A 21270-nucleotide genomic window follows, 5' to 3' on the forward strand; every position below is an offset into this window, starting at 1 on the left:
CCGCGCAAGACAGCAGGCGCAATCAAGGAAGACAGACACCATGGACCTGTACTGCGTCATGGGCAACCCCGTCGAGCACAGCCGCTCGCCTCGCATCCACGCGCGCTTCGCGCAGCTGTGCGGCCAGCAGATGGAATACGGCCGGCGGCTCGTTCCGCTCGGCGCATTCGCCGAAGGCATCGCGGCCTTCCGCAGCGAGGCCGCCGAGCGCGGCGACATCGCGCGCGGCTGCAACATCACCGTGCCGTTCAAGCTCGAGGCCGCGGCGCTCGCGCAGCACGCCAGCGAGCGCGCCCTGCTCGCGCAGGCGGTGAACACGCTGCGCTTCGAGGCCGACGGCAGCGTCCATGCGGACAACACCGACGGCATCGGCCTGGTCAACGACATCGTGCGCAACGCGGGCGTGCCGCTTCAGGGCAAGGCGCTGCTGCTGATCGGCGCGGGCGGTGCCGCGGCTGGCGTGCTGGGGCCGCTGCTCGATGCGGGCGCCACGCGCGTCGTGGTGGCGAACCGCACCGTCGAGAAGGCCGCGGAGCTGGTGCGCCGCCATGCGGCCATCGCGCTGCGGCACGGCGCCTCGCTGGAGGCCTGGGCGCTCGACGAGATACCGGGGGCCTTCGACGTGGTGGTCAACGCCACCGCTTCAAGCCTCGCGGGCGACGCGGTGCCGGTGAAGGCCAGCGTGCTGCGCGAAGGCGGGCTCGCGGTCGACATGATGTACGGCCCCGCCGCCGCCGGCTTCATGGCCTGGGCCGAGGCGCACGGCGCGGTGGCGCGCGACGGGCTCGGCATGCTGGTCGAGCAGGCGGCGGAGTCCTTCGAGATCTGGCGCGGCGTGCGGCCGCCGTCGGCGCAGGTGCTGGACGAGATCCGGGCCGAGCTGATCAGCAAATGAAGGCCGTACTGCGCCTCATCGCCTGCCTCGCGGTGGCCGGCGTTGCACTGCAGTTGTTCTTCCTGGTGCGCATCGCGGCGATGGCGGTGATCGATCCGCAGAGCACCGCCTTCCAGCGTTCCGAGGCTTTCCAGATCGCCGTTCATCAAGGCCGCGGCGGGGGCTGGCGCCAGGAGTGGGTGCCCTACGCGCAGATCAACGACACGCTCAAGCGCGCGGTGATCGCGAGCGAGGACTCGGGCTTCGTCGACCATAACGGCGTGGAATGGGAGGCCATCGAGCGGGCCCGCCAGCGCAACGCCAAGGCCGAGGAACTCGCCGCCAGGCGTGCCGCGCGTGCCGCCGCTCGCGGCAAGCCGGTGCGGCCCGTGCAGCTGCGCGGCGGCTCCACCATCACGCAGCAGCTCGCGAAGAACCTGCTGCTGTCGGGCGAGCGCACCATGCTGCGCAAGGGCCAGGAGCTGGTGCTGGCCACGCTGCTCGAAGTGCTGCTCGACAAGCGGCGCATCCTCGAGATCTACCTCAACAGCGTGGAGTGGGGCGAAGGCGTGTTCGGCGCCGAGGCGGCATCGCAGTACTACTTCCGCAAGCCGGCCTCGCGCCTGAGCGCCAACGAGGCCGCACGGCTCGCGGTGATGCTGCCCAGCCCCAAGTTCTTCGAGCGGCGCCCGGGATCGCCCTACCTGAGCGGGCGCGCCGCCACCGTCATGGCGCGGATGCCCGCGGCCGAGCTGCCCTGAAGGCTCCGCCGCGCAGGCCCTCGATGGCCAGCACGGCGGCGAAGCCGATGGTGTAGGCCAGCACGTCCCACCAGTCGGCCGTGCTGCCGAGCACGATGCGCAGCGCGCGGTTCGGAATGTGCAGGTGCCACGCCGCAGCGAGGTACTGCCCGAGCTCGACCGCGAGACCCACGCCCAGCGCCGCCAGCGCCAGCGGCAGCACGCGCGCGCCGATCGCAGTCTTGAACACGAAGTACACCCACACCACCGCCAGCACGTCGCCGAAGAAGCTGCGCAGCCAGCCCCAGCGCGCGCCGACGGTGGCCAGCAGCAGCAGGACGAGAAACAGGGCCACCGCCCACGCCAGTGAAAGAGGATCGAAACGCCATCGCATGACCCGTATCATCGCGCCCATATGCTGGCAAAGCTCACGGGTTGGCTGCTGTTGGGAATCGTCCGACTGCTCACGGGCGCACAGGCGCGCTGGTACGGCTGTCCGCCCAAGGCCGAGCAGCGCATCTACTTCGCGAACCACCAGAGCCACGCCGACCTGGTGATGATCTGGGCGGCGCTGCCGGAGGAACTGCGCAGCATCACGCGGCCCATCGCGGCACGCGACTACTGGGCCAACACGCCGGTCAAGCGCTGGATCACCACCGAGGTGTTCAATGCGGTGTACGTGGAGCGGCAGGCCGCGACGGCACCCGCCGCGGCGCCCGCTGTGCCTCCTGCAGCGACAGCATCCGTCGTTGCCGAGCCCCCGTCGCCGGCGCCTGCCACGCCATCCGTCGCACAACCGCCAGCCGAGCGCATCGAGCCCTCGATGGAGCCGCTGCTGCCCATAGAGCCGCCAGCCGCTCCCCCCGAAACGCCACCTGGTGCGCAGGGCCAGCTCGACCTGCCCGAGCCCCCCGCACCGCCGCCGCCTCCGCCGCTGCCTCCTCCAACACCCGAACCCGCAGCTGCTCCTGCAACGGCAGCACCCGCCTCCGATCCACTCGCTCCGCTGGTCGAAGCCCTGCGCAGCGGCGACTCGATCATCATCTTTCCCGAAGGCACGCGCGGCCACACCGGCGAGCCGCAGAAGTTCAAGTCGGGCCTCTACACGCTGGCCAGCATGTTCCCCGAGGTGGTGCTGGTGCCCGCATGGATCGACAACGTGCAGCGCGTCATGCCCAAGGGCGAGATCGTGCCGGTGCCCATTCTTTGCTCCGTCACCTTCGGCGCGCCGATCCGCGTGGAGCCGGGCGAGGAGCGTCGCCCTTTTCTCGACCGGGCGCGCGCCGCCGTGATCGCCCTGCGCGACGTCTGACGACGACATGAACCAGTTCCTGCGCAGCCTCAGCCCGACCCAGCAGGTCGCGGCGCTCTTTCTCATCGTCTTCGGCGTGCTCGCGATCGTGAGCGCCACCGCGTTCTTCCTGAGCTTCAGGGAGAAGCGCAACCCCGTGCACGACGCGGCCTGGCAGGCCGAGCTGGCGCACTTCCGCAAGCTGCTCGGCACGAGCTGGTTCATGGCGCTGGTCTTCTGGATCGGCTGGGCGCTCGGCGAGACGGTGGCCACGGTGCTTTTCGCGCTCATCTCCTTCTTCGCGCTGCGCGAGTTCATCACGCTCTCGCCCACGCGGCGCGGCGACCACCGCAGCCTGATCCTGGCCTTCTTCGTGGTGCTGCCGATCCAGTTCTGGCTGGTGGCCACCGCGCGCTTCGACCTCTTCACCGTGTTCATCCCGGTGTACGTGTTCCTCGCGATCCCGGTGGCCAGCGCGCTGGCCAACGACCCGAGCCAGTTCCTGGAGCGCAACGCCAAGCTGCAGTGGGGCATCATGGTCTGCGTCTACGGCATGAGCCACGTGCCGGCGTTGCTGCTGCTGAGCTTTCCGGGCTACGAGGGCAAGAGCGCGTTCCTCGTGTTCTTCCTGGTGTTCGTGGTGCAGACCTCGGTGCTGGTGCAGCACCTGATCTCGCGGCGCATGCAGCGCGAACCCTTCGCGCCCAACGTGAGCCGCAGCTTCAACTGGACCAGCTGGGCCATCGGCATCGCGGTGGCGAGCCTGGTGGGCGCGCTGTTCTCGTTCATCACCCCTTTCAGGTTCGGCCAGGCGCTGGCGGTGTCGGTCATCGCATGCATCTCGGGCTCGATGGGGCACCTGGTGATGAAGGCGCTCAAGCGCGACCGGGGGATTCCGAACTGGGGCCGCAAGGATGCCGGCGTAACGGGGGCGAACGGGCTGCTGGATCGGGTCGATGCGCTGTGCTTCGCGGCGCCGATCTTCTTTCACTCCATCCGCTGGTACTTCAACGCATGACTTTGGCAAACCCCCAGGCTGCGCGCACTTCGTGTCGCTTCGCCAACCCCCTTGCAGGGGGCAATACCGGTGGCCCGGCAAAGCCGGCTCCACGGTATTCCTGGAAGACCCCCTGAGGCTGGCCGGGTCGGGGGAGGTTTAGGCCCTGCGCCGCACCACCCGGTCGAAGGCTTCCTTGGCCTTGCGGCCGAGGGCCCTGGCCTTCAGGGCCTGCAGTTCGCGCGCGAGGCGGGTGCGCTGATCTGTTGAGAGCGCGGTGCCGAAGCGGCCCAGTGCGGCTTCGAGGGCGGCGCGCTGCGCTTCAACGCGCCCCTGGCGGCCTTCGGCTTCCGCGAGCCATTCGCAGGCGTTGACGACGCGCTCGCGCAGCGCTGCATCGCCCGAATCGCCGAAGCGGGCGATGAGGGTGCGATAGGCCTTGATCTGCCCCGCCGCATCGCCGAGCTTGTCGAGCGCCCTGGCCTTGTTGATCATCGACTTGGCGGCCCAGAGCTGCAGCGTGCCTTCCCTTGCGCCGCTGGTGCGCGCGATGGCCTCGTCGTAGCAGGCCACGGCGGCTTCGAGCCGGCGCGCCTGGCGCAGCGTTGCGCCCTTGCGGAACAGCGCGCCCACCACGCGGCCACGCAGGTCGGGCAGTTCGGAGTTGCCCCAGCGAGCGACGATCTCGTCGTGCACGCGCATCTCTTCGTCGTGCCGGCCGAGGCGGTCGAGCGCGGTGCTCTTGTATTGCAGGCACAGCGCGACGGTCTCCTGCATCTCGGTGGACGGGTCGGCGCCGTAGCGCGCGTCCATGGCGTCGGCGGCGGCGATCACTTCCTCGAAGCGCTCCAGAGCAACCAGGCAGAAGGCCTTGTGGACGAGCGCCCGCGCGCACTGGCGGCGCAGCTCCGGATGCGGCGAGGCCGCGTGCGCGGCCAGCAGCTCGTCGAACAGCGCGATGGCCTCGTGCGACTCGCCGGCATCGCCATGCCTGCGGCCCTGCCTGACCTTGTCGCGCACCTCGTCGCGCACCTCTGTCGGAAGCTCCGGCAGGTTGCCTTCGGCATCGGCCTTGCGCAGCCGCTTCAGGCAGGCCTGGCGGCCGGCGGTGGCCTTGGCGAGCGTGTCCTGCAGCTCGGGCTCGGAGGAGCCCTGCAGCTGCCTCGCGAGCTGCTGGTAGACCTGCAGCGCCTCCTCCGCGCGGCCGAGCCGCTCGAGCAGCACGAAGCCCTTGTTGAGCAGCGCGCTCGCCACGGTGCGATGCACCACTGCGTCGGTGTCCGCGCCGAAGGTGGCGAGCAGCCGATCGCACGCGGCCAGCGCGGCCTCGCCGTCGTCGGATTCGCGCAGGCCCACCGACCAGTCGTAGGCGCGCCGCACAGCCATGCGCCGCACCTGCGGCGAGGCGTCGTGGCCATAGCGGTCGAGCAGCCAGCCGACCAGCTCAGCGCGGTTCGCATGCTCGTCGATGCCGAAGCCGTCGAAGAACAGCGTCAGCGCGCGCACACCCTCGATGCGCAGCTCGGGCGCCGCGTGCGCCAGGCCGGCCTCGATCTGGTCGGCCACCGCCAGGCACATGACCTGTGCCTGCGCATGCTGCGCCAGCTCGCGCAGGTTGAGCACCGAAGCCAGGCGCGCACGCGCGACGCGCAGCACCACGCCAGGATCGGTGCTGCTGTCGAAGCGCTCGATGACGGCCTCCAGCGTGGCCAGCGCGTCCTGCGGCAGGCCGCGGTGATGCTCGATCTCGGCCTTGAGCAGCCGGGCTTCCACGCGCCAAGTGTCCAGCGCCGCATCGGGCTGGCTGTCGAGCAGCTCGCTCATGGCGTCGCAGGCCTCGCAGCGCGCGGCGGGATCGTCGATCCACCATGTGCGCTGATAGAGCGCATGGACGATGTGCTCGCGGATCTCGGGCTCGGGGCGCTGGCCGTGCGCCGCGATCAGCCGCTCGAGCGTGGCGAGCGCATCGGCGGGGCGGTGCAGCTGCCGCAGCATGTGGGCCAGCAGGCGCAAGGTCTGGCAGCAGGGCACGACCACGCCGACCTCGGGCTTCGCAGCGTACTCGTCGAGCAGCCTCACGCTCGCGGCCACCGCTTCCTTGCGGCGGCCCAGCTCGTCCAGCAGCTCGATGCGGCGGAAGCTGGCGGTCGCGCGTTCGGCAGGATGCATCTGCAGGCGTGCGATCAAGGCTTGCACCTCGTCCAGTTGCTGCTGCGCGGAGGACTCGACTACATTCACATTCGCTTCCTTGAATGGCGCGCCCCGCGCGGGGCGGGGCGGACGGTACGGACCGGGGCGCATTCTGCCCACGATCAGCCGGCTTTCAGCCCCCTCCTCGCAACTCTTTTGACAATCTTTTCCCAGGCTTAGGCCTTTACGTTTCCTTTCATGCGCATTCTCGGCATCGACCCCGGCTTGCAGACCACCGGCTTCGGCGTGGTCGATGCGGACGGCCATGCGCTGCGCTATGTGGCCAGCGGCACCATCAGCACCCGGCACCTCGGCACCGGCAACAACCTGCCGGCCCGGCTGAAGGTGCTGTTCGACGGCATCGCGGAGATCACCTCGCGCTACCAGCCCAATGCGTCGGCGGTGGAAATCATCTTCGTCAACGTGAACCCGCAGTCCACGCTGCTGCTCGGACAGGCGCGCGGCGCGTGCGTCACGGCGCTGGTCAGCAACAACCTCTCGGTGGCCGAGTACACGGCACTGCAGATGAAGAAGGCGGTGGCCGGCCATGGCCAGGCGGCCAAGGCGCAGGTGCAGGAGATGGTGCGGCGCCTGCTCGACCTGCCAGGCCTGCCCGGCGCCGACGCGGCGGACGCGCTGGGCATCGCCATCACGCACGCGCAGGTGGGACGCTCGATGGCGCGTCTGGCCGAAGCGGCCGAGGCGTCGAAGAGTTCTGCAGCGCTGCCTGCCGGCACCTACCGGCAGGGGCGCTCGCGCTGAGCCGAAGCGGCTGCCTGCGTCAGCGCACGATGTAGCGCAGTTCGCCGAGGTGCCTGCGGCGCTCCCGCACTTCGGCGGCCACCGAAGCCGTATCGCCGTCGAGGGCGCGTGCGATCCAAGCCGCGAGCTGGGGCATGTCACCGGGCGTGAAACCCAGCCGCACGATCTCCGGCACGCCCAGGCGCAGGCCGTTGATGTCGCCTTCCACGGGCGCGATCGGCAGGCCGATGCCGCAGGCCAGCAGGCCGCCCTGCGCGAGCTTCTTCGCTGCGTGCTGGCCGCCGCCCCATCGCGCGGCCTCGAGCGCGAACTGGTGCGACTGCGTGAAGCCGCGCGCCTTCGCGAACACGGGCAGCCCGCGCGCATCGAGTTCGCTCGCCAGCGCCTGCGCGGTCTCGCGCATCGCAGCCGCGTAGGCGGTGCCGTGCACCTTCCAGTCGAGCAGCCCGCGGGCCAGTGCGGCCGTGCGGCCCGCGTCGGAGTTGGCAGTGAGGCCGGGGTAGGCGATGGCGTCGATGCGCTCCATCAGCGCCGCGTCGTTCGACACGATCAGCCCGCCCGCGGGCCCGCCCAGGCTCTTGTAGGTGCTCATGGTGATCGCATGCGCGCCCTGCTCGAGCGGTTGCGGCCACGCCTTGCCGGCCACCATGCCCGAGAGATGCGCCGCGTCGAACAGCAGCTTCGCACCCACGCCGTCGGCGATCTCGCGGATCTCGGGCACCGGATGCGGGAACAGGTTCAGGCTGCCGCCGATGGTGATGAGCTTCGGCTTCGCCTCGCGCACCAGCTTCGCGAGCGCGTTCACGTCGACCGTGTAGCCGTCGGCATCCACCGGCGCGGAGACCGGCTTCAGGCCATAGAGGCCCGCGGCGCCGGCCGCATGGTGCGTGACGTGGCCGCCGATGCTGGGCGGCGGCACGACGATGGTGTCGCCGGGCTGGCAGGTCGCCATGAACACGTAGAGATTCGACAGCGCGCCCGAGCTCACGCGCACCTCGGCGAACTTCGAACCGAACACCTCGGCCGCCAGCTCGGCCGCGACCACCTCGATGCGCTCGATGGCCTCCAGCCCCATCTCGTACTTGTCGCCCGGATAGCCCAGCGAAGGACGCGAGCCCAGTCCGCGAGACAGCAGCGCCTCGGCCGCCGGGTTCATCACGTTGGTGGCGGGGTTGAGGTTCAGGCCGTCGACGTCGTGGATGCGATGGCTGTCGGCCACCAGCCTTTCGATTTCGGCGGCGGCGCCTGCGGCATCGCGCGCGGCGGCATCGGAGGCGATGGAGAGCACGTGGTCCTCGCTGGCGGCGGGAACCCAGGGGCGGCGTTGCAGGGCGGCGGCAGGCATGCGTCGGATCTCGCTGTTAGTGGTGGATGGCCTCATCGTCGCCTGCCCCCGCCGCTGGGGCAAACCGGATAATCTGGCCCCGAGCCATAGAGAAACTTGGCCTGAAGGACCTGCCCCATGCCGCTCGCACCGCCGCGTCCCCGCCTGCCGCCGCACACCGCCGTGCGCGCCTTCGAGGCGGCCGCGCGCCATGGCAGCTTCGCGCGCGCGGCCGAGGAGCTGTTCGTCACGCCGGCCGCCATCGCGCAGCAGATCAAGGCGCTGGAGACTTGGGCCGGCGGCGCGCTCTTCGAGCGCCACAGCCAGGGCATTCGCCTCAGCGCGCACGGGCGTCGCGCCTTGCCCGCCCTCAGCGCGGCCGTCGACCAGCTCGGCCTCGCCGTGCAGGCACTGCGGCACGAGACCCAGACCGCCGCGCGCCGCACCACGCTCCAGGTGGCCGCGCTGCCGGCCGTGGCACAGCTGTGGCTGTCACCCCGCCTCTCGCGGCTGAAGGCCGAGCTGCCGGGCGTGCAGGTGTCGGTGACCGCGCTGGAGCAGCCGCCGAACTTCCGCCGCGAGCCCTTCGACCTGGGCCTGTTCTATGCGCGCGCGGGCGAACACATCGAAAGCGCGGCGGGCGCACAGGCGATACCGCTGGTGCGCGACCGGCTGCTGCCGGTGTGCAGCCCGCGCCTTCGAGAGCCGTTGCCCAGCGGCCGCCCACGCACGCTCGAAGACCTGGCCGAACTGCTGCAGCGCAGCGGCGGACTGCACGACACCGTCTGGCTCGACGACTGGCAGCGCTGGCTGCAGGCCGTGCGGCCCGCCACCACGGCGGCCGAGGCCGAGGCGCTCGCCGCAGGGCCCGACTTCTCGCTCTACAGCCTGGCACTCCAGGCCGCAGTGGATGGCGAAGGCGTGCTGATGGGCCGCGAGCATCTCGTCGCGCCGCTGCTGGCGCAAGGCAAGCTGCACGCGCCGTGGGGAAGGCCCAAAGCGCTGGGAGACACAGTTGTGCTGCTGGTGCCCGCGCACCGCAAGGGACCGCTGCTCACGCGCCAGGTGCAGGCCCTGCAAACTCTGTCGGTCTGAAAGCAAATTCGCGGAATACCGCGGAACCGGCTCTGCCGGGCCGCAGGTGTTGCCCCCGGAAGGGGGTTGGCGAAGCGACACGAAGTGCGCGCAGCCTGGGGGCGAACTTGGTCAGGCCACCCGCTCGGCGATCAGCACCGCGAAGAAGCCGAAGGCCGCCAGCAGCGTCCACTTCAGCACGATCCAGCCGATGCGGCGGTACTTGACCTGTCCCGTGCCCGCATAGAACGCGAAGCACACGCCGGCCACCAGCAGGAGCAGCAGGATGGCCCAGCGGAACAGGAGCATGTGAGGAAGTGCGGAAGGCCTACCAGGCGCGCGCGACTTCGCCGAAGCCGCGCGGGGCGCGCTTCTCGTCCTCGAAGGTCACGACCTCGTAGGCGTCGCTGTGCGAGAGCAGTTCGCGCAGCAGCTTGTTGTTGAGCGCGTGGCCCGAGCGGAACGCCTTGTACGCGGCCAGCAATGGCTTGCCGATGATGTAGAGGTCGCCCATCGCGTCGAGGATCTTGTGCTTGACGAACTCGTCGTCGTAGCGAAGGCCGCCTTCGTTCAGCACCTTGGTGTCGTCCATCACGATGGCGTTGTCGAGGCCGCCGCCGAGCGCGAGGCCCTTGCTGCGCATGTACTCGACCTCCTTCGTGAAGCCGAAGGTGCGCGCGCGCGCGATGTCGCGGCTGTAGGAGCCGGTGCCGAGGTCGAACTCCACGCGCTGTCCGGTGGAGTTGACGACGCGGTGGTCGAAGTCGATCTCGAAGCTCAGCTTGTAGCCGTGGTAGGGCTCCAGGCTCGCCCACTTCTCATTGGCGCCCTCGCCTTCGCGCACCTCGACCTTGCGGGTCACGCGGATGAAGCGGCGCGGCGCCTTCTGCAGCGCGATGCCCGCGCTTTGCAGCAGGAACACGAACGAGGAAGCCGATCCGTCGAGGATCGGCACTTCGTCGGCCGTGATGTCGATGTAGAGGTTGTCGATGCCCAGGCCCGCGCAGGCGGACATGATGTGCTCGACGGTCTGAACCTTGGCGCCGCCGGTGGAGACCGTGGAGGCCAGGCGCGTGTCGGTGACCGACTCGGCCGTCATGCGGATCTCGGCCGGCTCGGGAAGGTCGACGCGGCGGAACACGATCCCTGTGTCGGCCGGTGCCGGCCGCAGCGTCAGCTCCACGCGCTGGCCGCTGTGGAGCCCCACGCCCACGGCGCGGCTGATGGACTTGAGGGTTCGTTGTTGCAGCACGGCCGGGATTTTAGGCGCGCGGCGGGCATGGCGGCCTATGCCCCTCGCTATGGCACCGATAGACATGGGTTCTATGCAATTCCTTGGAATTGGCCCGAAATGGACGCAAAGGGCACGAGGCGAGCGCAGCGCGTAGAGCCAGCGGACATCCCTTTCGGGTCGCCCCTGTGCCCCTTGCGCCCCCCCGTGCCCTCTGCGTCTGGCTGGTCCCTTCGCGAAACACCGAGGAACCGGCTTTGCCGGGCCTCAGGTGTTGCCCCCCGGCAGGGGGGTTGGCGAAGCGACACGAAGTGCGCGCAGCCTGGGGGGCGAGCGAGGTTCAATCAGCTTGACGACGCAGGAACGCGGGGATCTCGAAGTCGTCCATGCCGCCCGAGGACAGCGCGTCGACCTTCGCGGCGGCCATCGTGCGGTTGGTGCGCCACACGCTGGGAACCGCCATGCCGTCATAGTTGGGCTGGCTGCCGCCCGCACCCACGCCGCCGGCATGACCCACGCCACCGAGCGTCGGCACGGTGAACGGGATGTTGTCGGTGCCGGTGCGGATGACTTCCAGCGTCGGCTGCTGGCGGCGAGCATCGGGACGCGAGAGGCCGGTGGCCACCACGGTCACGCGCATCTCGTCGCCCAGGCTGTCGTCGTAGGCGGCGCCGTAGATCACGTGCGCGTCCGGCGATGCGTAGGCGCGGATGGTGTTCATCGCGAGCTTCGACTCGTTCAGCTTCAGCGAGCCCTTCGAGGCCGTCACCAGCACCAGCACGCCCTTGGCGCCGGAGAGGTCGATGCCTTCGAGCAGCGGGCAGGCCACGGCCTGTTCGGCGGCGATGCGCGCGCGGTCGGGGCCCGCGGCCGCGGCCGTGCCCATCATGGCCTTGCCGGGCTCGCCCATCACGGTGCGCACGTCCTCGAAGTCGACGTTCACGCCGCCGTACTCGTTGATGATTTCCGAGATGCCGCCCACGGCGTTCTTGAGCACGTCGTTGGCCTGTGCGAAGGCTTCGTCCTGCGTGACGTCCTCGCCCAGCACGTCGAGCAGCTTCTCGTTGAGCACGACGATCAGCGAGTCGACGTTGGCTTCGAGCTCGGCCAGGCCGGAGTCGGCGTTGGTCATGCGGCGGCCGCCTTCCCAGTCGAAGGGCTTGGTCACCACGCCCACGGTGAGGATGCCCATCTCCTTCGCCACGCGCGCGATCACGGGAGCGGCGCCAGTACCGGTGCCGCCGCCCATGCCGGCGGTGATGAACAGCATGTGCGCGCCGTCGATGGCCGCGCGGATGTCGTCCACCGCAGCCTCGGCCGCGTCACGGCCCTTCTCTGGCTTGCTGCCGGCGCCCAGGCCGCTGGTGCCCAGCTGGATGATCTTGTGTGCGTTGCTGCGCTGCAGGGCCTGCGCGTCGGTGTTCGCGCAGACGAACTGGACGCCCTGCACGCCGCGCTCGATCATGTGGGCGACCGCATTGCCGCCGCCACCGCCGACACCGATCACCTTGATCTGGGTGCCCTGGTTGAACTCTTCGACTTCGATCATTTCGATGGTCATTTTCTAGCTCCTTGAATCTTGCAGTTGCCGTTATGTGTCTGTGAATATTTCTTGTGTGTTGAGAGGCTCAACGATGGGCGCGCCGCGATGGTGGACCTGTGCGTCGCCATCGCTCGCTGAAATGCATCGGAGGGCTGCCGCGCGCGAGCCAGAGTGGGGACTTGATCATGGCTAGAAATTCCCCACGATGAAGTCCTTGAAACGACCGAATGCAGTCTTTACCGACCCATTCTTCTGTGCGACCTTGAAGCCGCGCATGCGCGCGAAACGTGCTTCCTCGAGAAGGCCCATGACTGTAGCGGCGCGAGGCTGCGCAACCATGTCGGACAACGCGCTGGAGTACTTCGGAATGCCGCGTCGCACCGGCTTGAGGAAGATGTCCTCGCCGAGCTCGACCATGCCGGGCATCACGGCGCTGCCGCCCGTGAGCACCACGCCAGACGACAGCACTTCTTCATAGCCCGACTCGCGCACCACCTGCTGCACCAGCGAGAAGATCTCCTCGATGCGCGGCTCGATCACGCCGGCCAGCGCCTGCTTGCTCAGCATGCGCGGGCCGCGGTCCCCGAGGCCCGGCACTTCGACCTGCGTCTCGGGGTCGGCCAGCAATTGCTTGGCGAAGCCGTTCTCGACCTTGATGTCTTCCGCGTCCTTCGTGGGCGTGCGCAGCGCCATCGCGATGTCGCTGGTGATGAGGTCGCCCGCGATCGGGATCACCGCGGTGTGGCGGATCGCGCCGTTGGTGAAGATCGCCACGTCGGTCGTGCCCGCGCCGATGTCCACCAGCACCACGCCCAGCTCGCGCTCGTCCTCGGTCAGCACCGCCTGGCTGGAGGCCAGCGGGTTCAGCATCAGCTGGTCGACCTCCAGGCCACAGCGGCGCACGCACTTGATGATGTTCTCGGCCGCGCTCTGCGCGCCGGTCACGATGTGCACCTTGGCCTCCAGCCGCATGCCGCTCATGCCGATCGGCTCCTTCACGTCCTGGCCGTCGATCACGAACTCCTGCGGCTCCACCAGCAAGAGGCGCTGGTCGCTGGAGATGTTGATGGCGCGCGCCGTCTCCACCACGCGGGCCACGTCGGCGGGCGTCACTTCCTTGTCCTTCACCGCCACCATGCCGCTCGAATTGATGCCGCGGATGTGGCTGCCGGTGATGCCGGTGTAGACGCGGCTGATCTTGCAGTCGGCCATCAGCTCGGCCTCCTTGAGCGCCTGCTGGATGCTCTGCACGGTGGCGTCGATGTTCACCACCACGCCGCGCTTGAGGCCATTGCTCGGCGCGATGCCCAGGCCGGCCAGCTTGAGCTCGCCGCCAGGCAGCACCTCGGCCACGACCACCATCACCTTGGAGGTGCCGATGTCGAGTCCTACGACCAGGTCTTTGTATTCTTTGGGCATTGGGATATGTCCTCGATTCCTCGGTATTCGCTACTTGATTTTTCTTGGGGCCTCGGGCGAGACCGTGGTGACGCCGCGCAGGCGCAGGGCATACGCGTCGTTGTGGCGCAGGTCCGCGCCTTCGACGTCGGCCATGCTGCGGCGGTACTGGCCCGCGACCTGGGTCACGGTCTTCAGGAAGCGCTGCAGGCGGGCCGTCACCTCTTCGCTCTGGCCGCGGCCGAGCTCGATCTCGGCGCCGCTGTCGAGCACCACCTTCCAGCTGCCGCGGCTCGACAGCGTGAGCTCGTCGATGCTCAGGTCGTAGGGCTGGAACTGCGGCTGCAGCACGCGGTACATGCCCAGCACCTGGCCGGCCTGCTCGATCGGGCCATCCAGGCGCGGCAGGCTGTCGTCCACCTCGGCCACGTTGGCCTCGAACACGTCGCCGAAGCCGTTGATCAGCTTCGAGCCGGCCTCGTCGCCCCAGGTGGCCACGGGAACCTGCTCGGTCAGCGTCACGCGCAGCTTGTTCGGGAACTCGCGGCGCACCACCGCGCTGCGCACCCACGGCACCGACTCGAAGGCCGCGCGTGCGCGCGCCAGGTCGATGGTGAAGAAGTTGCCCGACAGCTGCGGCGCCACGTTGGCGCGCAGCGTGACCGCGTTGTTGTGCGTGACCTCGCCGTCCACCTTGATGCCGGCGATCGGGAAGAAAGGCTGGCGCAGCACCCACCACGCGCCCGCGGCAAGCAGCATGAGCGCCACCGCCGCGAACGCAAGGTTGGCGACGATGTTCATGAGCTTGACGTCGAAAGGCGCTGGGATGCTGTCGGCCATGGCTATAGCGAGCCTCCCGTTGCGTCCAGGGTGGCGGAAGCCAGCACGCGCACGCACAGTTCCTCGTACGGAATGCCCGCGGCGCGCGCGGACATCGGCACCAGCGAGTGGCTGGTCATGCCGGGCGAGGTGTTCATCTCCAGCAGGAAGGGCTTGCGGTCGCTGGCGCGGATCATCACGTCGGCGCGGCCCCAGCCGCGGCAGCCGAGCGTGCGGTAGGCGGCCAGCGTGATGCGCTGGATCTCGTGCTCCTCGGCTTGCGGCAGGCCGCTCGGGCACTGGTACTTCACGTCGTCGGTGAAGTACTTGTTCTGGTAGTCGTAGGCGCCCTCGGGCGCGGCGATGCGCACCACCGGAAGCGCGCGCGCATCGAGCCCGTGGCCGAGCACGGCGCAGGTCACTTCCTCGCCCTCGATGAATTCCTCGCACAGCACGTCGGCGTCGTACTTGGCCGACAGCGCCACCGCGTCCTGCATCTGCGAATAGCCCTGCACCTTGGTCACGCCGATCGACGAGCCTTCGCGCGGCGGCTTTACGATCAGCGGCAGGCCCAGCACGTCGGGCACCGCCATGACCTGCTCGCGGCTCTGCTGGTCGAAGGCCAGGCGCACGTACTTGGGCGTGGGCAGGCCGTCGGCCTGCCAGATGCGCTTGGTCATGACCTTGTCCATCGCCACGCTGGAGGCCATCACGCCCGAGCCGGTGTAGGGAATGCCGAGCAGCTCCAGCGCGCCCTGCACGGTGCCGTCCTCGCCGTGGCGGCCGTGCAGCGCGACGAAGCAGCGCGCGAAGCCGTCGCGCTTGAGTTCGGACAGGTCGCGCTGCGACGGGTCGAAGGCATGCGCATCCACGCCGCGCGAGCGCAGCGCCTCGAGCACGCCGGTGCCCGACATCAGCGAGATTTCGCGTTCGGCCGAACTGCCGCCGAACAGCACGGCGACCTTGCCGAAGAGCTTGGGGTCCTGGAGGCTCATGAGGCCCTCCCTTTGCGCGAGGCGCGCTCCGATGTTGAAGGGGCGGTGGCCGCACCGGCCGCCGCGCCGAGCTCGACCACCTTGGCCGGCACCGCGCCGATGGAGCCCGCGCCCATCGAGAGCACCACGTCGCCCGGACGGGCGTTGTCGAGGATGGCGCGCGGCATCGCGGCGATGTCGTCGACGAAGACCGGCTCGACCTTGCCCGCCACGCGCAGCGCGCGCGCCAGCGTGCGGCCGTCGGCTGCGACGATGGGCGCCTCGCCGGCGGCATAGACCTCGCCGAGCAGCACCGCGTCTGCCGTGCCGATGACCTTCACGAAGTCCTCGAAGCAGTCGCGCGTGCGGGTGTAGCGGTGCGGCTGGAAGGCCAGCACCAGGCGGCGGCCCGGGAACGCGCCGCGAGCGGCGGCGATGGTGGCGGCCATCTCCACGGGGTGATGGCCGTAGTCGTCGATCACGGTGAAGGTGCCCGAAGCGCCCTCACCCTGCACCGCGACCTCGCCATAGCTCTGGAAGCGGCGGCCCACGCCCTTGAAGCCGGCCAGCCCGCGCTGCACCGCTTCGTCGGAAATGCCGAGCTCGACCGCCACCGCGATCACCGACAGCGCATTGAGCACGTTGTGCTCGCCCGGCAGGTTCAGCACGATGGGCAGGTCGGGCAGCGTCACGCCGTTGCGGCGCTGCGCGGTGAAGTGCATCTGGCCGCCGACGGCGCGTACGTCGATGGCGCGCACCTGGGCGTCCTCGCCGAAGCCGTAGCTGGTGACCGGGCAGGTCACGTCGGCCACGATCTCGCGCACCGCCGGATCGTCGGTGCAGAGAATGGCGACGCCGTAGAACGGCATGCGGTGCAGGAAGTCGACAAAAGCCTTCTTGAGCTTCGCGAAATCGTGCCCGTAGGTCTCCATGTGGTCGGCGTCGATGTTCGTGACCACCGCCATCACCGGCAGCAGGTTCAGGAACGAGGCGTCCGACTCGTCGGCTTCCACCACGATGTAGTCGCCGGAGCCGAGCTGCGCGTTGGCGCCGGCGCTGTTGAGGCGCCCGCCGATCACGAAGGTCGGATCGAGCCCGGCGGCCGCGAGCACGCTCGCCACCAGGCTGGTGGTCGTAGTCTTGCCGTGCGTGCCGGCGATGGCGATGCCCTGCTTCAGGCGCATCAGCTCGGCCAGCATGAGTGCTCGCGGCACGACCGGAATGCGCTTCTCGCGCGCGGCCAGCACCTCGGGGTTGTTGGACTGCACCGCCGTCGATGTGACGACCGCGTCCGCACCCTCGATGTGCGCGGCGGCATGGCCCACGAAGGTGCCGATGCCCAGGCCCGCGAGCCGGCGCAGCGTCGCGCTGTCGGCCAGGTCGGAACCGGAAATCCTGTAGCCCAGGTTCAGCAGCACCTCGGCGATGCCGCTCATGCCCGAGCCGCCGATGCCCACGAAGTGGATATGACGAATCGCGTGCTTCATCTTGCAAGCTCCTCGCAGGCTCTAACGACGGCTTCCACCGCCTCGGTCTTCTGCATGGTCTTGGCCTTCGCGGCCTTCTCTATCAGCGCATCGCGCCCGGTTTTCTGTAGCAAGTCAGCCAGCAATTCAGGAGTGAGGTCGGCCTGCTGCACCAGCCAGCCGCCGCCCGCGTCCACGAGGAAGCGCGCGTTGGTGGTCTGGTGGTCGTCGACCGCCGAGGGGAAAGGCACGAACAGCGCTGCTGCGCCGACGGCCGCGATTTCTGTGACGGTGCTGGCGCCCGCGCGCGCGACGATCATGTCGGCGTCGGCGTACGCCTGCGCGGTGTCCTCGATGAAGGGCGTGAGCTCGCCTTCGACGCCAGCGGCCTCGTAGTTGGCGCGCAGTTCGTCGATCTGCTTGGCGCCGCTCTGGTGCAGCACCTGCGGGCGCGAGGCTGGCTCGATGCGGGCCAGCGCCTGCGGCACCACGGTGTTGAGGCCGCGCGCGCCGAGGCTGCCGCCCACCACCAGCAATTTCAGCGGACCGGTGCGGCCCGCAAAGCGCTCGGCCGGTCCGGGCTTGGAGGTGAAGGCCGCGCGCAGCGGGTTGCCCACCCATTGCGCCTTCTTCAGCACGTTGGGGAAGGCGGTGAACACGCGGTCGGCCACGCCCGCCAGCACCTTGTTGGCGAGGCCTGCGACCGAGTTCTGCTCATGCAGCACCAGCGGCTTGCCGACCAGCACGCCCATCATTCCGCCGGGGAAGGTGATGTAGCCGCCCAGTCCCACCAGCACGTCGGGCTTCACGCGGCGCACCACGCCCAGGCTCTGCCAGAAGGCGCGCAGCAGCTTCAGCGGCAGCAGGAACAGCGTGAGCGGACCCTTGCCGCGCACGCCACCGAACTGCACGGGCTCGAAGGCGAAGCCGCGCGGCGGCACCAGCTTTTCTTCCATGCTGCCGGGCGCGCCGAGCCAGTGCACCTTCCAGCCGCGCTCGCGCAGGGCCTCGGCCACCGCGAGTCCGGGAAAGATGTGGCCGCCGGTGCCGCCGGCCATGACGAGTGCGGTGCGGCCGGTCATACGCGGCCTCCGCGCATGAGGACACGGTTTTCGTAGTCGATGCGCAGCACGATCGCCAGCGCCACCATGTTCATCAAGATGGCCGAGCCGCCGAAGCTCATCAGCGGCAGCGTCAGGCCCTTGGTCGGCAGTGCGCCGAGGTTCACGCCCATGTTGATGAAGGTCTGGAAGCCCAGCCACACGCCCACGCCCTGGGCCACGAGGCCCGAGAACACGCGGTCGAGCGCGATGGCCTGGCGGCCGATGTGCATGATGCGGCGCGTGAGCCAGAGGAACAGGCCGATGATCAGCAGCACGCCGACGAGGCCGAATTCCTCGCCGATCACGGCCAGCAGGAAGTCGGTGTGCGCCTCGGGCAGCCAGTGCAGCTTCTCGACGCTGCCGCCCAGGCCCACGCCGAAGATCTCGCCGCGGCCGATGGCGATCAGAGAGTGCGACAGCTGGTAGCCCTTGCCCAGCGCGTGCTCCTCGCTCCACGGATCGAGGTACGCGAAGATGCGCTCGCGGCGCCACGGGCTGCTCGCGACGATGGTGCCGAAGGCCACCACCACCAGCGCGGCGATCAGGAAGAACATGCGCGCGTTCACGCCGCCCAGGAACAGGATGCCCATGGCGATCACGGCGATCACCATGAAGGCGCCCATGTCGGGCTCGGCCATCACCAGCATGCCCACCACCACCACCGCCACGCCCATCGGCAGCACCGCGCGGAAGAAGCGCTCCTTGATCTCCATCTTGCGCACCATGTAGCTGGCGGCGTAGAGCACCATCGCGAGCTTGGCCAGCTCCGAGGGCTGGAAGCGCATGAAGCCCATCGGCAGCCAGCGGCGCGCGCCGTTCACGTTGATGCCGATGTGCGGAATGAGCACCGCCACCAGCAGCAGCAGCGAGGCCACGAAGAGCCAGGGCGCGGCGCGCTCCCAGGTCTTCATCGGGATCTGGAAGGTCAGCAGCGCGGCGACGAAGGCGAACACGATGGATGCCGCATGCCGCGTGAGGAAGTAGGAGGCGCTGTAGCCGGCGCGCGCGAAGCGCGGGTTGTCGGGCAGCGCGATCGAGGCCGAATACACCATGATCAGGCCCCAGGTCAGCAGCGCCACCGTGACCCAGACCAGCGCCTGGTCGAAGCCCAGCACGCGCATCGGCGTGGCCTTGGTCTGCGCGATGCCTGCGCCGCCCAGCCGCACGGGCAGGTGCACGGGCAGCGAGTCGATCCCGCTGCGCGCGCGCCTGAACCAGCCCCCGAAGCGGCTGGTGCGTGCGTTGGGCGTGGCGCCCGATGCGGCAGAGTTCAAAGCTGCTCCTCCGTCGTCGAATCGCCCAGTCCGCGCGGGCTGTCGGCGTAGGCCTGCACGGCCTCGCGGAACACCTCGGCGCGGTGCGCGTAGTCCTTGAACATGTCGAAGCTCGCACAGGCCGGTGACAGCAGCACGGCATCGCCGGGGTTGGCGCGCGCGGAGGCGAGCTTCACCGCCTCGTCCATCGAGGCGGCGTGCAGCAGCGAGACGCCGGTCGATGCCAGCGCGGCCTCGATGACCGGCGCGTCGCGGCCGATGAGCACCACGGCCCGCGCGTACTGGCGCACGGGCGCGGCGAGCGGCTCGAAGTCCTGCCCCTTGCCTTCGCCGCCGAGGATGACGACCACGCGGCGCTCCTCGCCCAGCCCCGTCAGGGCCGCAGCCGTGGCGCCGACGTTGGTGCCCTTGCTGTCGTCGAAGTACTCGACCTCGTCGATGATCGAAACCGGCTCCACGCGGTGCGGCTCGCCCTGGTACTCGCGCAGGCCGTAGAGCATGGCGTTCAGCGGGCAGCCGGCGGCGCTGGCCAGCGCCAGGGCCGCGAGCGCATTCATGGCGTTGTGGCGGCCGCGGATGCGCAGCGCGTCGGCGGGCATCAGGCGCTGCAGGAAGATCTCTTCCTCGACCACGGCGCCGCGCTTGCGCTTCTGCGTCTCGTCGGCTTCCAGCGCGCGCACCAGCCACGACATGCCGTTGACGCGCTCGATGCCGTAGTCGCCCGGGCGCTGCGGCATCGCGGAGCCGAAGGTGATGTGCGCGCGCACCTGCGGACGCTGCAGCTTGACCTTGACTGGCGCGGGCAGCATGGCCATCACGCCGGCGTCGTCGCGGTTGAGGATCATCAGCCCGCGCGCGCCGAAGATGCGCGCCTTGGCTGCACCGTACGCGGCCATGTCGCCGTGCCAGTCGAGGTGGTCCTGCGTGAGGTTGAGCACCGTGGCGGCCGTGGGCTCGAAGCCCTGAACGCCGTCGAGCTGGAAGCTGGACAGCTCCAGCACCCACACGTCGGGCAGCGTGTCGGCATCCATGTGCGCCGCGAGCGTGTCGAGCAGCGTCGGTCCGATGTTGCCGGCCACGGCCACTGTCTTGCCCGCGCGCTCGACCAGCTGGCCGGTGAGCGAGGTGACGGTCGTCTTGCCGTTGGTGCCGGTGATGGCCAGCACGGCGGGCGTGTAGCCCTTGGGCGCCTCGGGCTCGACGGGCGGGGCCAGTTCGAGCTGCGGCGAGGGTTCTTCCTCCACGGCGGCCGAGGCCGGGTTGGTGGCGGCGAGCTCTGCGAGGCGTGCGACGAACTCCGCGGCTTCCCTGGCTGCGGTCGGGACGTAGGGCTTGCCGGTGGTGGGCAGGCGCGACACGGTGGCGGGCGCGGGAGCGGCGGCAGCTGCCGGAGCTTCGGGCGCTTCGGAAGCGGCGGATTCGGGGGCCAGCGGCGCTTCGGCCGTGGCGGCTGCGTCGGCAGCTTCCGGTGCAGGTTCTGTCGCCGGCTGCGCGACGGCTTCCGTGGCTTCTGTGGCTTCGGCAGGCGCGGGCGATTCTTCGGCCTGCGGCTGCGGCACGGCGACGCTCATCGACGGATCGCGCGGCATGGCTTCGGCCTGCGCGGGCACGGTCGGCTCGGGAGCGGGTTCGGCGACTGCTTCTGCGGCAGGCGCTTCGGTTTCGGCAGGAGCGGCAGGCGGCTGCACCGGCTCGGCTTCGACAGCTGCCTGCTCGACAGCTGCAGGTTCGTCCAGCGGCAGTTGCGCCTGAGGCTCGGGTTCTGAAACTTCGACAGGGGCTTCGGCCACGGGCTCGGCCGGCGTCTGCGTCCCGGGTTCGACCTCGGGTTCCGCCTCGGCTTCCACCACCGGCACTTCGACCGTGCGCAGATCCAGCAACGCACGCGCGAAAAGATCCAGCTCGCCGCCGACCGGCAGGCCCACGGCACGCGCGGCATCGGCCACCGGCGCGATGGTCGCGGGCGACAGGCCCGGCGAGCGATACACGGCGCGGATCGGCGTGCCTTCGACCAGCGCGGCCGAGAACGGTCCGCCGACGAAGGTCACTTCGGGCAGTTCCTCGCGCAGCGTGGCCAGCAGCGCCGGCGCCTCGCGCGTGTCCGCCACGGTCACCACCGCGCCGTGGCGCGCGCACCAGCGCGCCATCGCCAGCCCGGACGCGCCGAGGCCGAGGATGAGGACGGGGAGGTCTTTCAGGTGCCGCATGCT

The 21270-nt window shown here is 69.7% G+C and carries 19 protein-coding genes; 6 read left to right on the forward strand and 13 right to left on the reverse strand.

What is annotated here, in order from left to right; genetic code table 11:
* The first annotated feature begins 40 nt into the window (after nucleotides 1-40).
* On the forward strand, nucleotides 41-895 hold the full coding sequence (gene aroE, locus FHY06_RS09790; RefSeq protein ID WP_126182538.1) for a shikimate dehydrogenase: 855 nt from the start codon (nucleotides 41-43) through the stop codon (nucleotides 893-895).
* Complete coding sequence (locus FHY06_RS09795) at nucleotides 892-1635, forward strand: transglycosylase domain-containing protein (RefSeq protein WP_019656774.1); 744 nt, start codon at nucleotides 892-894, stop codon at nucleotides 1633-1635. Before aroE ends, FHY06_RS09795 begins: the two co-directional genes overlap by 4 nt.
* Here the strand turns inward: FHY06_RS09795 and FHY06_RS09800 are convergent.
* Nucleotides 1601-2029, reverse strand: coding sequence for a ribosomal maturation YjgA family protein (locus FHY06_RS09800; protein WP_409327447.1), 429 nt, complete (start codon nucleotides 2027-2029; stop codon nucleotides 1601-1603). The two genes, FHY06_RS09795 and FHY06_RS09800, sit on opposite strands and share 35 nt — an antisense overlap.
* Between FHY06_RS09800 and FHY06_RS09805 the strand changes: the two genes are divergently transcribed.
* Both FHY06_RS09805 and FHY06_RS09810 read left to right on the forward strand, forming a co-directional pair.
* Nucleotides 2030-2926: a lysophospholipid acyltransferase family protein gene (locus FHY06_RS09805; RefSeq protein ID WP_184604688.1), complete on the forward strand. Its 897-nt coding sequence runs from the start codon at nucleotides 2030-2032 to the stop codon at nucleotides 2924-2926.
* A gap of 7 nt (nucleotides 2927-2933) precedes the next feature.
* Entirely contained in the window at nucleotides 2934-3923 is a 990-nt protein-coding gene (locus FHY06_RS09810; RefSeq protein ID WP_019656771.1) for a phosphatidate cytidylyltransferase, read from the forward strand.
* A 138-nt stretch (nucleotides 3924-4061) separates the two neighbouring features.
* Here the strand turns inward: FHY06_RS09810 and FHY06_RS09815 are convergent, their stop codons facing one another.
* Nucleotides 4062-6140, reverse strand: a complete 2079-nt coding sequence (locus tag FHY06_RS09815) for a tetratricopeptide repeat protein (protein WP_184604690.1) — start codon at nucleotides 6138-6140, stop codon at nucleotides 4062-4064.
* 150 nt (nucleotides 6141-6290) lie between these two features.
* On the opposite strand from FHY06_RS09815, the gene ruvC reads away from it, so the two are divergent.
* Nucleotides 6291-6854: a crossover junction endodeoxyribonuclease RuvC gene (ruvC, locus tag FHY06_RS09820; protein ID WP_184604693.1), complete on the forward strand. Its 564-nt coding sequence runs from the start codon at nucleotides 6291-6293 to the stop codon at nucleotides 6852-6854.
* Nucleotides 6855-6873: 19 nt separating this feature from the next.
* Here ruvC and FHY06_RS09825 read toward each other — a convergent pair whose 3' ends face one another.
* The gene (locus FHY06_RS09825; RefSeq protein WP_184604695.1) at nucleotides 6874-8199 is read right to left on the reverse strand and encodes an alpha-methylserine aldolase; all 1326 of its coding nucleotides are present in this window, start codon (nucleotides 8197-8199) and stop codon (nucleotides 6874-6876) included.
* A 117-nt stretch (nucleotides 8200-8316) separates the two neighbouring features.
* On the opposite strand from FHY06_RS09825, the gene FHY06_RS09830 reads away from it, so the two are divergent.
* Complete coding sequence (locus FHY06_RS09830; protein ID WP_184604697.1) at nucleotides 8317-9273, forward strand: LysR family transcriptional regulator; 957 nt, start codon at nucleotides 8317-8319, stop codon at nucleotides 9271-9273.
* A gap of 111 nt (nucleotides 9274-9384) precedes the next feature.
* Here FHY06_RS09830 and FHY06_RS09835 read toward each other — a convergent pair whose 3' ends face one another.
* From FHY06_RS09835 to murD, 10 genes are all read right to left on the reverse strand, one after another.
* Nucleotides 9385-9561, reverse strand: a complete 177-nt coding sequence (locus tag FHY06_RS09835; RefSeq protein ID WP_019656766.1) for a hypothetical protein — start codon at nucleotides 9559-9561, stop codon at nucleotides 9385-9387.
* A gap of 19 nt (nucleotides 9562-9580) precedes the next feature.
* On the reverse strand, nucleotides 9581-10504 hold the full coding sequence (gene lpxC, locus FHY06_RS09840; RefSeq protein ID WP_164713436.1) for a UDP-3-O-acyl-N-acetylglucosamine deacetylase: 924 nt from the start codon (nucleotides 10502-10504) through the stop codon (nucleotides 9581-9583).
* A gap of 319 nt (nucleotides 10505-10823) precedes the next feature.
* Entirely contained in the window at nucleotides 10824-12044 is a 1221-nt protein-coding gene (ftsZ, locus tag FHY06_RS09845) for a cell division protein FtsZ (protein WP_019656764.1), read from the reverse strand.
* Nucleotides 12045-12215: 171 nt separating this feature from the next.
* Entirely contained in the window at nucleotides 12216-13445 is a 1230-nt protein-coding gene (ftsA, locus tag FHY06_RS09850) for a cell division protein FtsA (RefSeq protein WP_019656763.1), read from the reverse strand.
* A 30-nt stretch (nucleotides 13446-13475) separates the two neighbouring features.
* Complete coding sequence (locus FHY06_RS09855) at nucleotides 13476-14264, reverse strand: cell division protein FtsQ/DivIB (RefSeq protein WP_019656762.1); 789 nt, start codon at nucleotides 14262-14264, stop codon at nucleotides 13476-13478.
* A gap of 2 nt (nucleotides 14265-14266) precedes the next feature.
* Complete coding sequence (locus FHY06_RS09860) at nucleotides 14267-15238, reverse strand: D-alanine--D-alanine ligase (protein WP_126182532.1); 972 nt, start codon at nucleotides 15236-15238, stop codon at nucleotides 14267-14269.
* Entirely contained in the window at nucleotides 15235-16704 is a 1470-nt protein-coding gene (gene murC / locus FHY06_RS09865) for a UDP-N-acetylmuramate--L-alanine ligase (RefSeq protein ID WP_126182531.1), read from the reverse strand. The genes FHY06_RS09860 and murC overlap by 4 nt, the downstream gene beginning before the upstream one ends.
* Nucleotides 16701-17765 (reverse strand): undecaprenyldiphospho-muramoylpentapeptide beta-N-acetylglucosaminyltransferase, encoded by a 1065-nt coding sequence (gene murG / locus FHY06_RS09870; protein WP_019656759.1) that lies wholly within the window; start codon nucleotides 17763-17765, stop codon nucleotides 16701-16703. Before murG ends, murC begins: the two co-directional genes overlap by 4 nt.
* The gene (gene ftsW, locus FHY06_RS09875) at nucleotides 17762-19060 is read right to left on the reverse strand and encodes a putative lipid II flippase FtsW (protein WP_019656758.1); all 1299 of its coding nucleotides are present in this window, start codon (nucleotides 19058-19060) and stop codon (nucleotides 17762-17764) included. Before ftsW ends, murG begins: the two co-directional genes overlap by 4 nt.
* Complete coding sequence (murD, locus tag FHY06_RS09880; RefSeq protein WP_184604700.1) at nucleotides 19057-21267, reverse strand: UDP-N-acetylmuramoyl-L-alanine--D-glutamate ligase; 2211 nt, start codon at nucleotides 21265-21267, stop codon at nucleotides 19057-19059. Before murD ends, ftsW begins: the two co-directional genes overlap by 4 nt.
* Nucleotides 21268-21270 lie beyond the last annotated feature (3 nt).

The organism is Variovorax atrisoli, from assembly GCF_014195185.1.
Lineage (GTDB): Bacteria > Pseudomonadota > Gammaproteobacteria > Burkholderiales > Burkholderiaceae_C > Variovorax > Variovorax atrisoli.

Coding starts and splice junctions, on each gene's coding strand:
- aroE (WP_126182538.1), top strand. CDS start 41: ATGGACCTGTACTGCGTCATGGGCAACCCCGTCGAGCACAGCCGCTCG.
- FHY06_RS09795 (WP_019656774.1), top strand. CDS start 892: ATGAAGGCCGTACTGCGCCTCATCGCCTGCCTCGCGGTGGCCGGCGTT.
- FHY06_RS09800 (WP_409327447.1), bottom strand. CDS start 2,029: ATGGGCGCGATGATACGGGTCATGCGATGGCGTTTCGATCCTCTTTCA.
- FHY06_RS09805 (WP_184604688.1), top strand. CDS start 2,030: ATGCTGGCAAAGCTCACGGGTTGGCTGCTGTTGGGAATCGTCCGACTG.
- FHY06_RS09810 (WP_019656771.1), top strand. CDS start 2,934: ATGAACCAGTTCCTGCGCAGCCTCAGCCCGACCCAGCAGGTCGCGGCG.
- ruvC (WP_184604693.1), top strand. CDS start 6,291: ATGCGCATTCTCGGCATCGACCCCGGCTTGCAGACCACCGGCTTCGGC.
- FHY06_RS09825 (WP_184604695.1), bottom strand. CDS start 8,199: ATGCCTGCCGCCGCCCTGCAACGCCGCCCCTGGGTTCCCGCCGCCAGC.
- FHY06_RS09830 (WP_184604697.1), top strand. CDS start 8,317: ATGCCGCTCGCACCGCCGCGTCCCCGCCTGCCGCCGCACACCGCCGTG.
- FHY06_RS09835 (WP_019656766.1), bottom strand. CDS start 9,561: ATGCTCCTGTTCCGCTGGGCCATCCTGCTGCTCCTGCTGGTGGCCGGC.
- ftsZ (WP_019656764.1), bottom strand. CDS start 12,044: ATGACCATCGAAATGATCGAAGTCGAAGAGTTCAACCAGGGCACCCAG.
- ftsA (WP_019656763.1), bottom strand. CDS start 13,445: ATGCCCAAAGAATACAAAGACCTGGTCGTAGGACTCGACATCGGCACC.
- FHY06_RS09855 (WP_019656762.1), bottom strand. CDS start 14,264: ATGGCCGACAGCATCCCAGCGCCTTTCGACGTCAAGCTCATGAACATC.
- FHY06_RS09860 (WP_126182532.1), bottom strand. CDS start 15,238: ATGAGCCTCCAGGACCCCAAGCTCTTCGGCAAGGTCGCCGTGCTGTTC.
- murC (WP_126182531.1), bottom strand. CDS start 16,704: ATGAAGCACGCGATTCGTCATATCCACTTCGTGGGCATCGGCGGCTCG.
- murG (WP_019656759.1), bottom strand. CDS start 17,765: ATGACCGGCCGCACCGCACTCGTCATGGCCGGCGGCACCGGCGGCCAC.
- murD (WP_184604700.1), bottom strand. CDS start 21,267: ATGCGGCACCTGAAAGACCTCCCCGTCCTCATCCTCGGCCTCGGCGCG.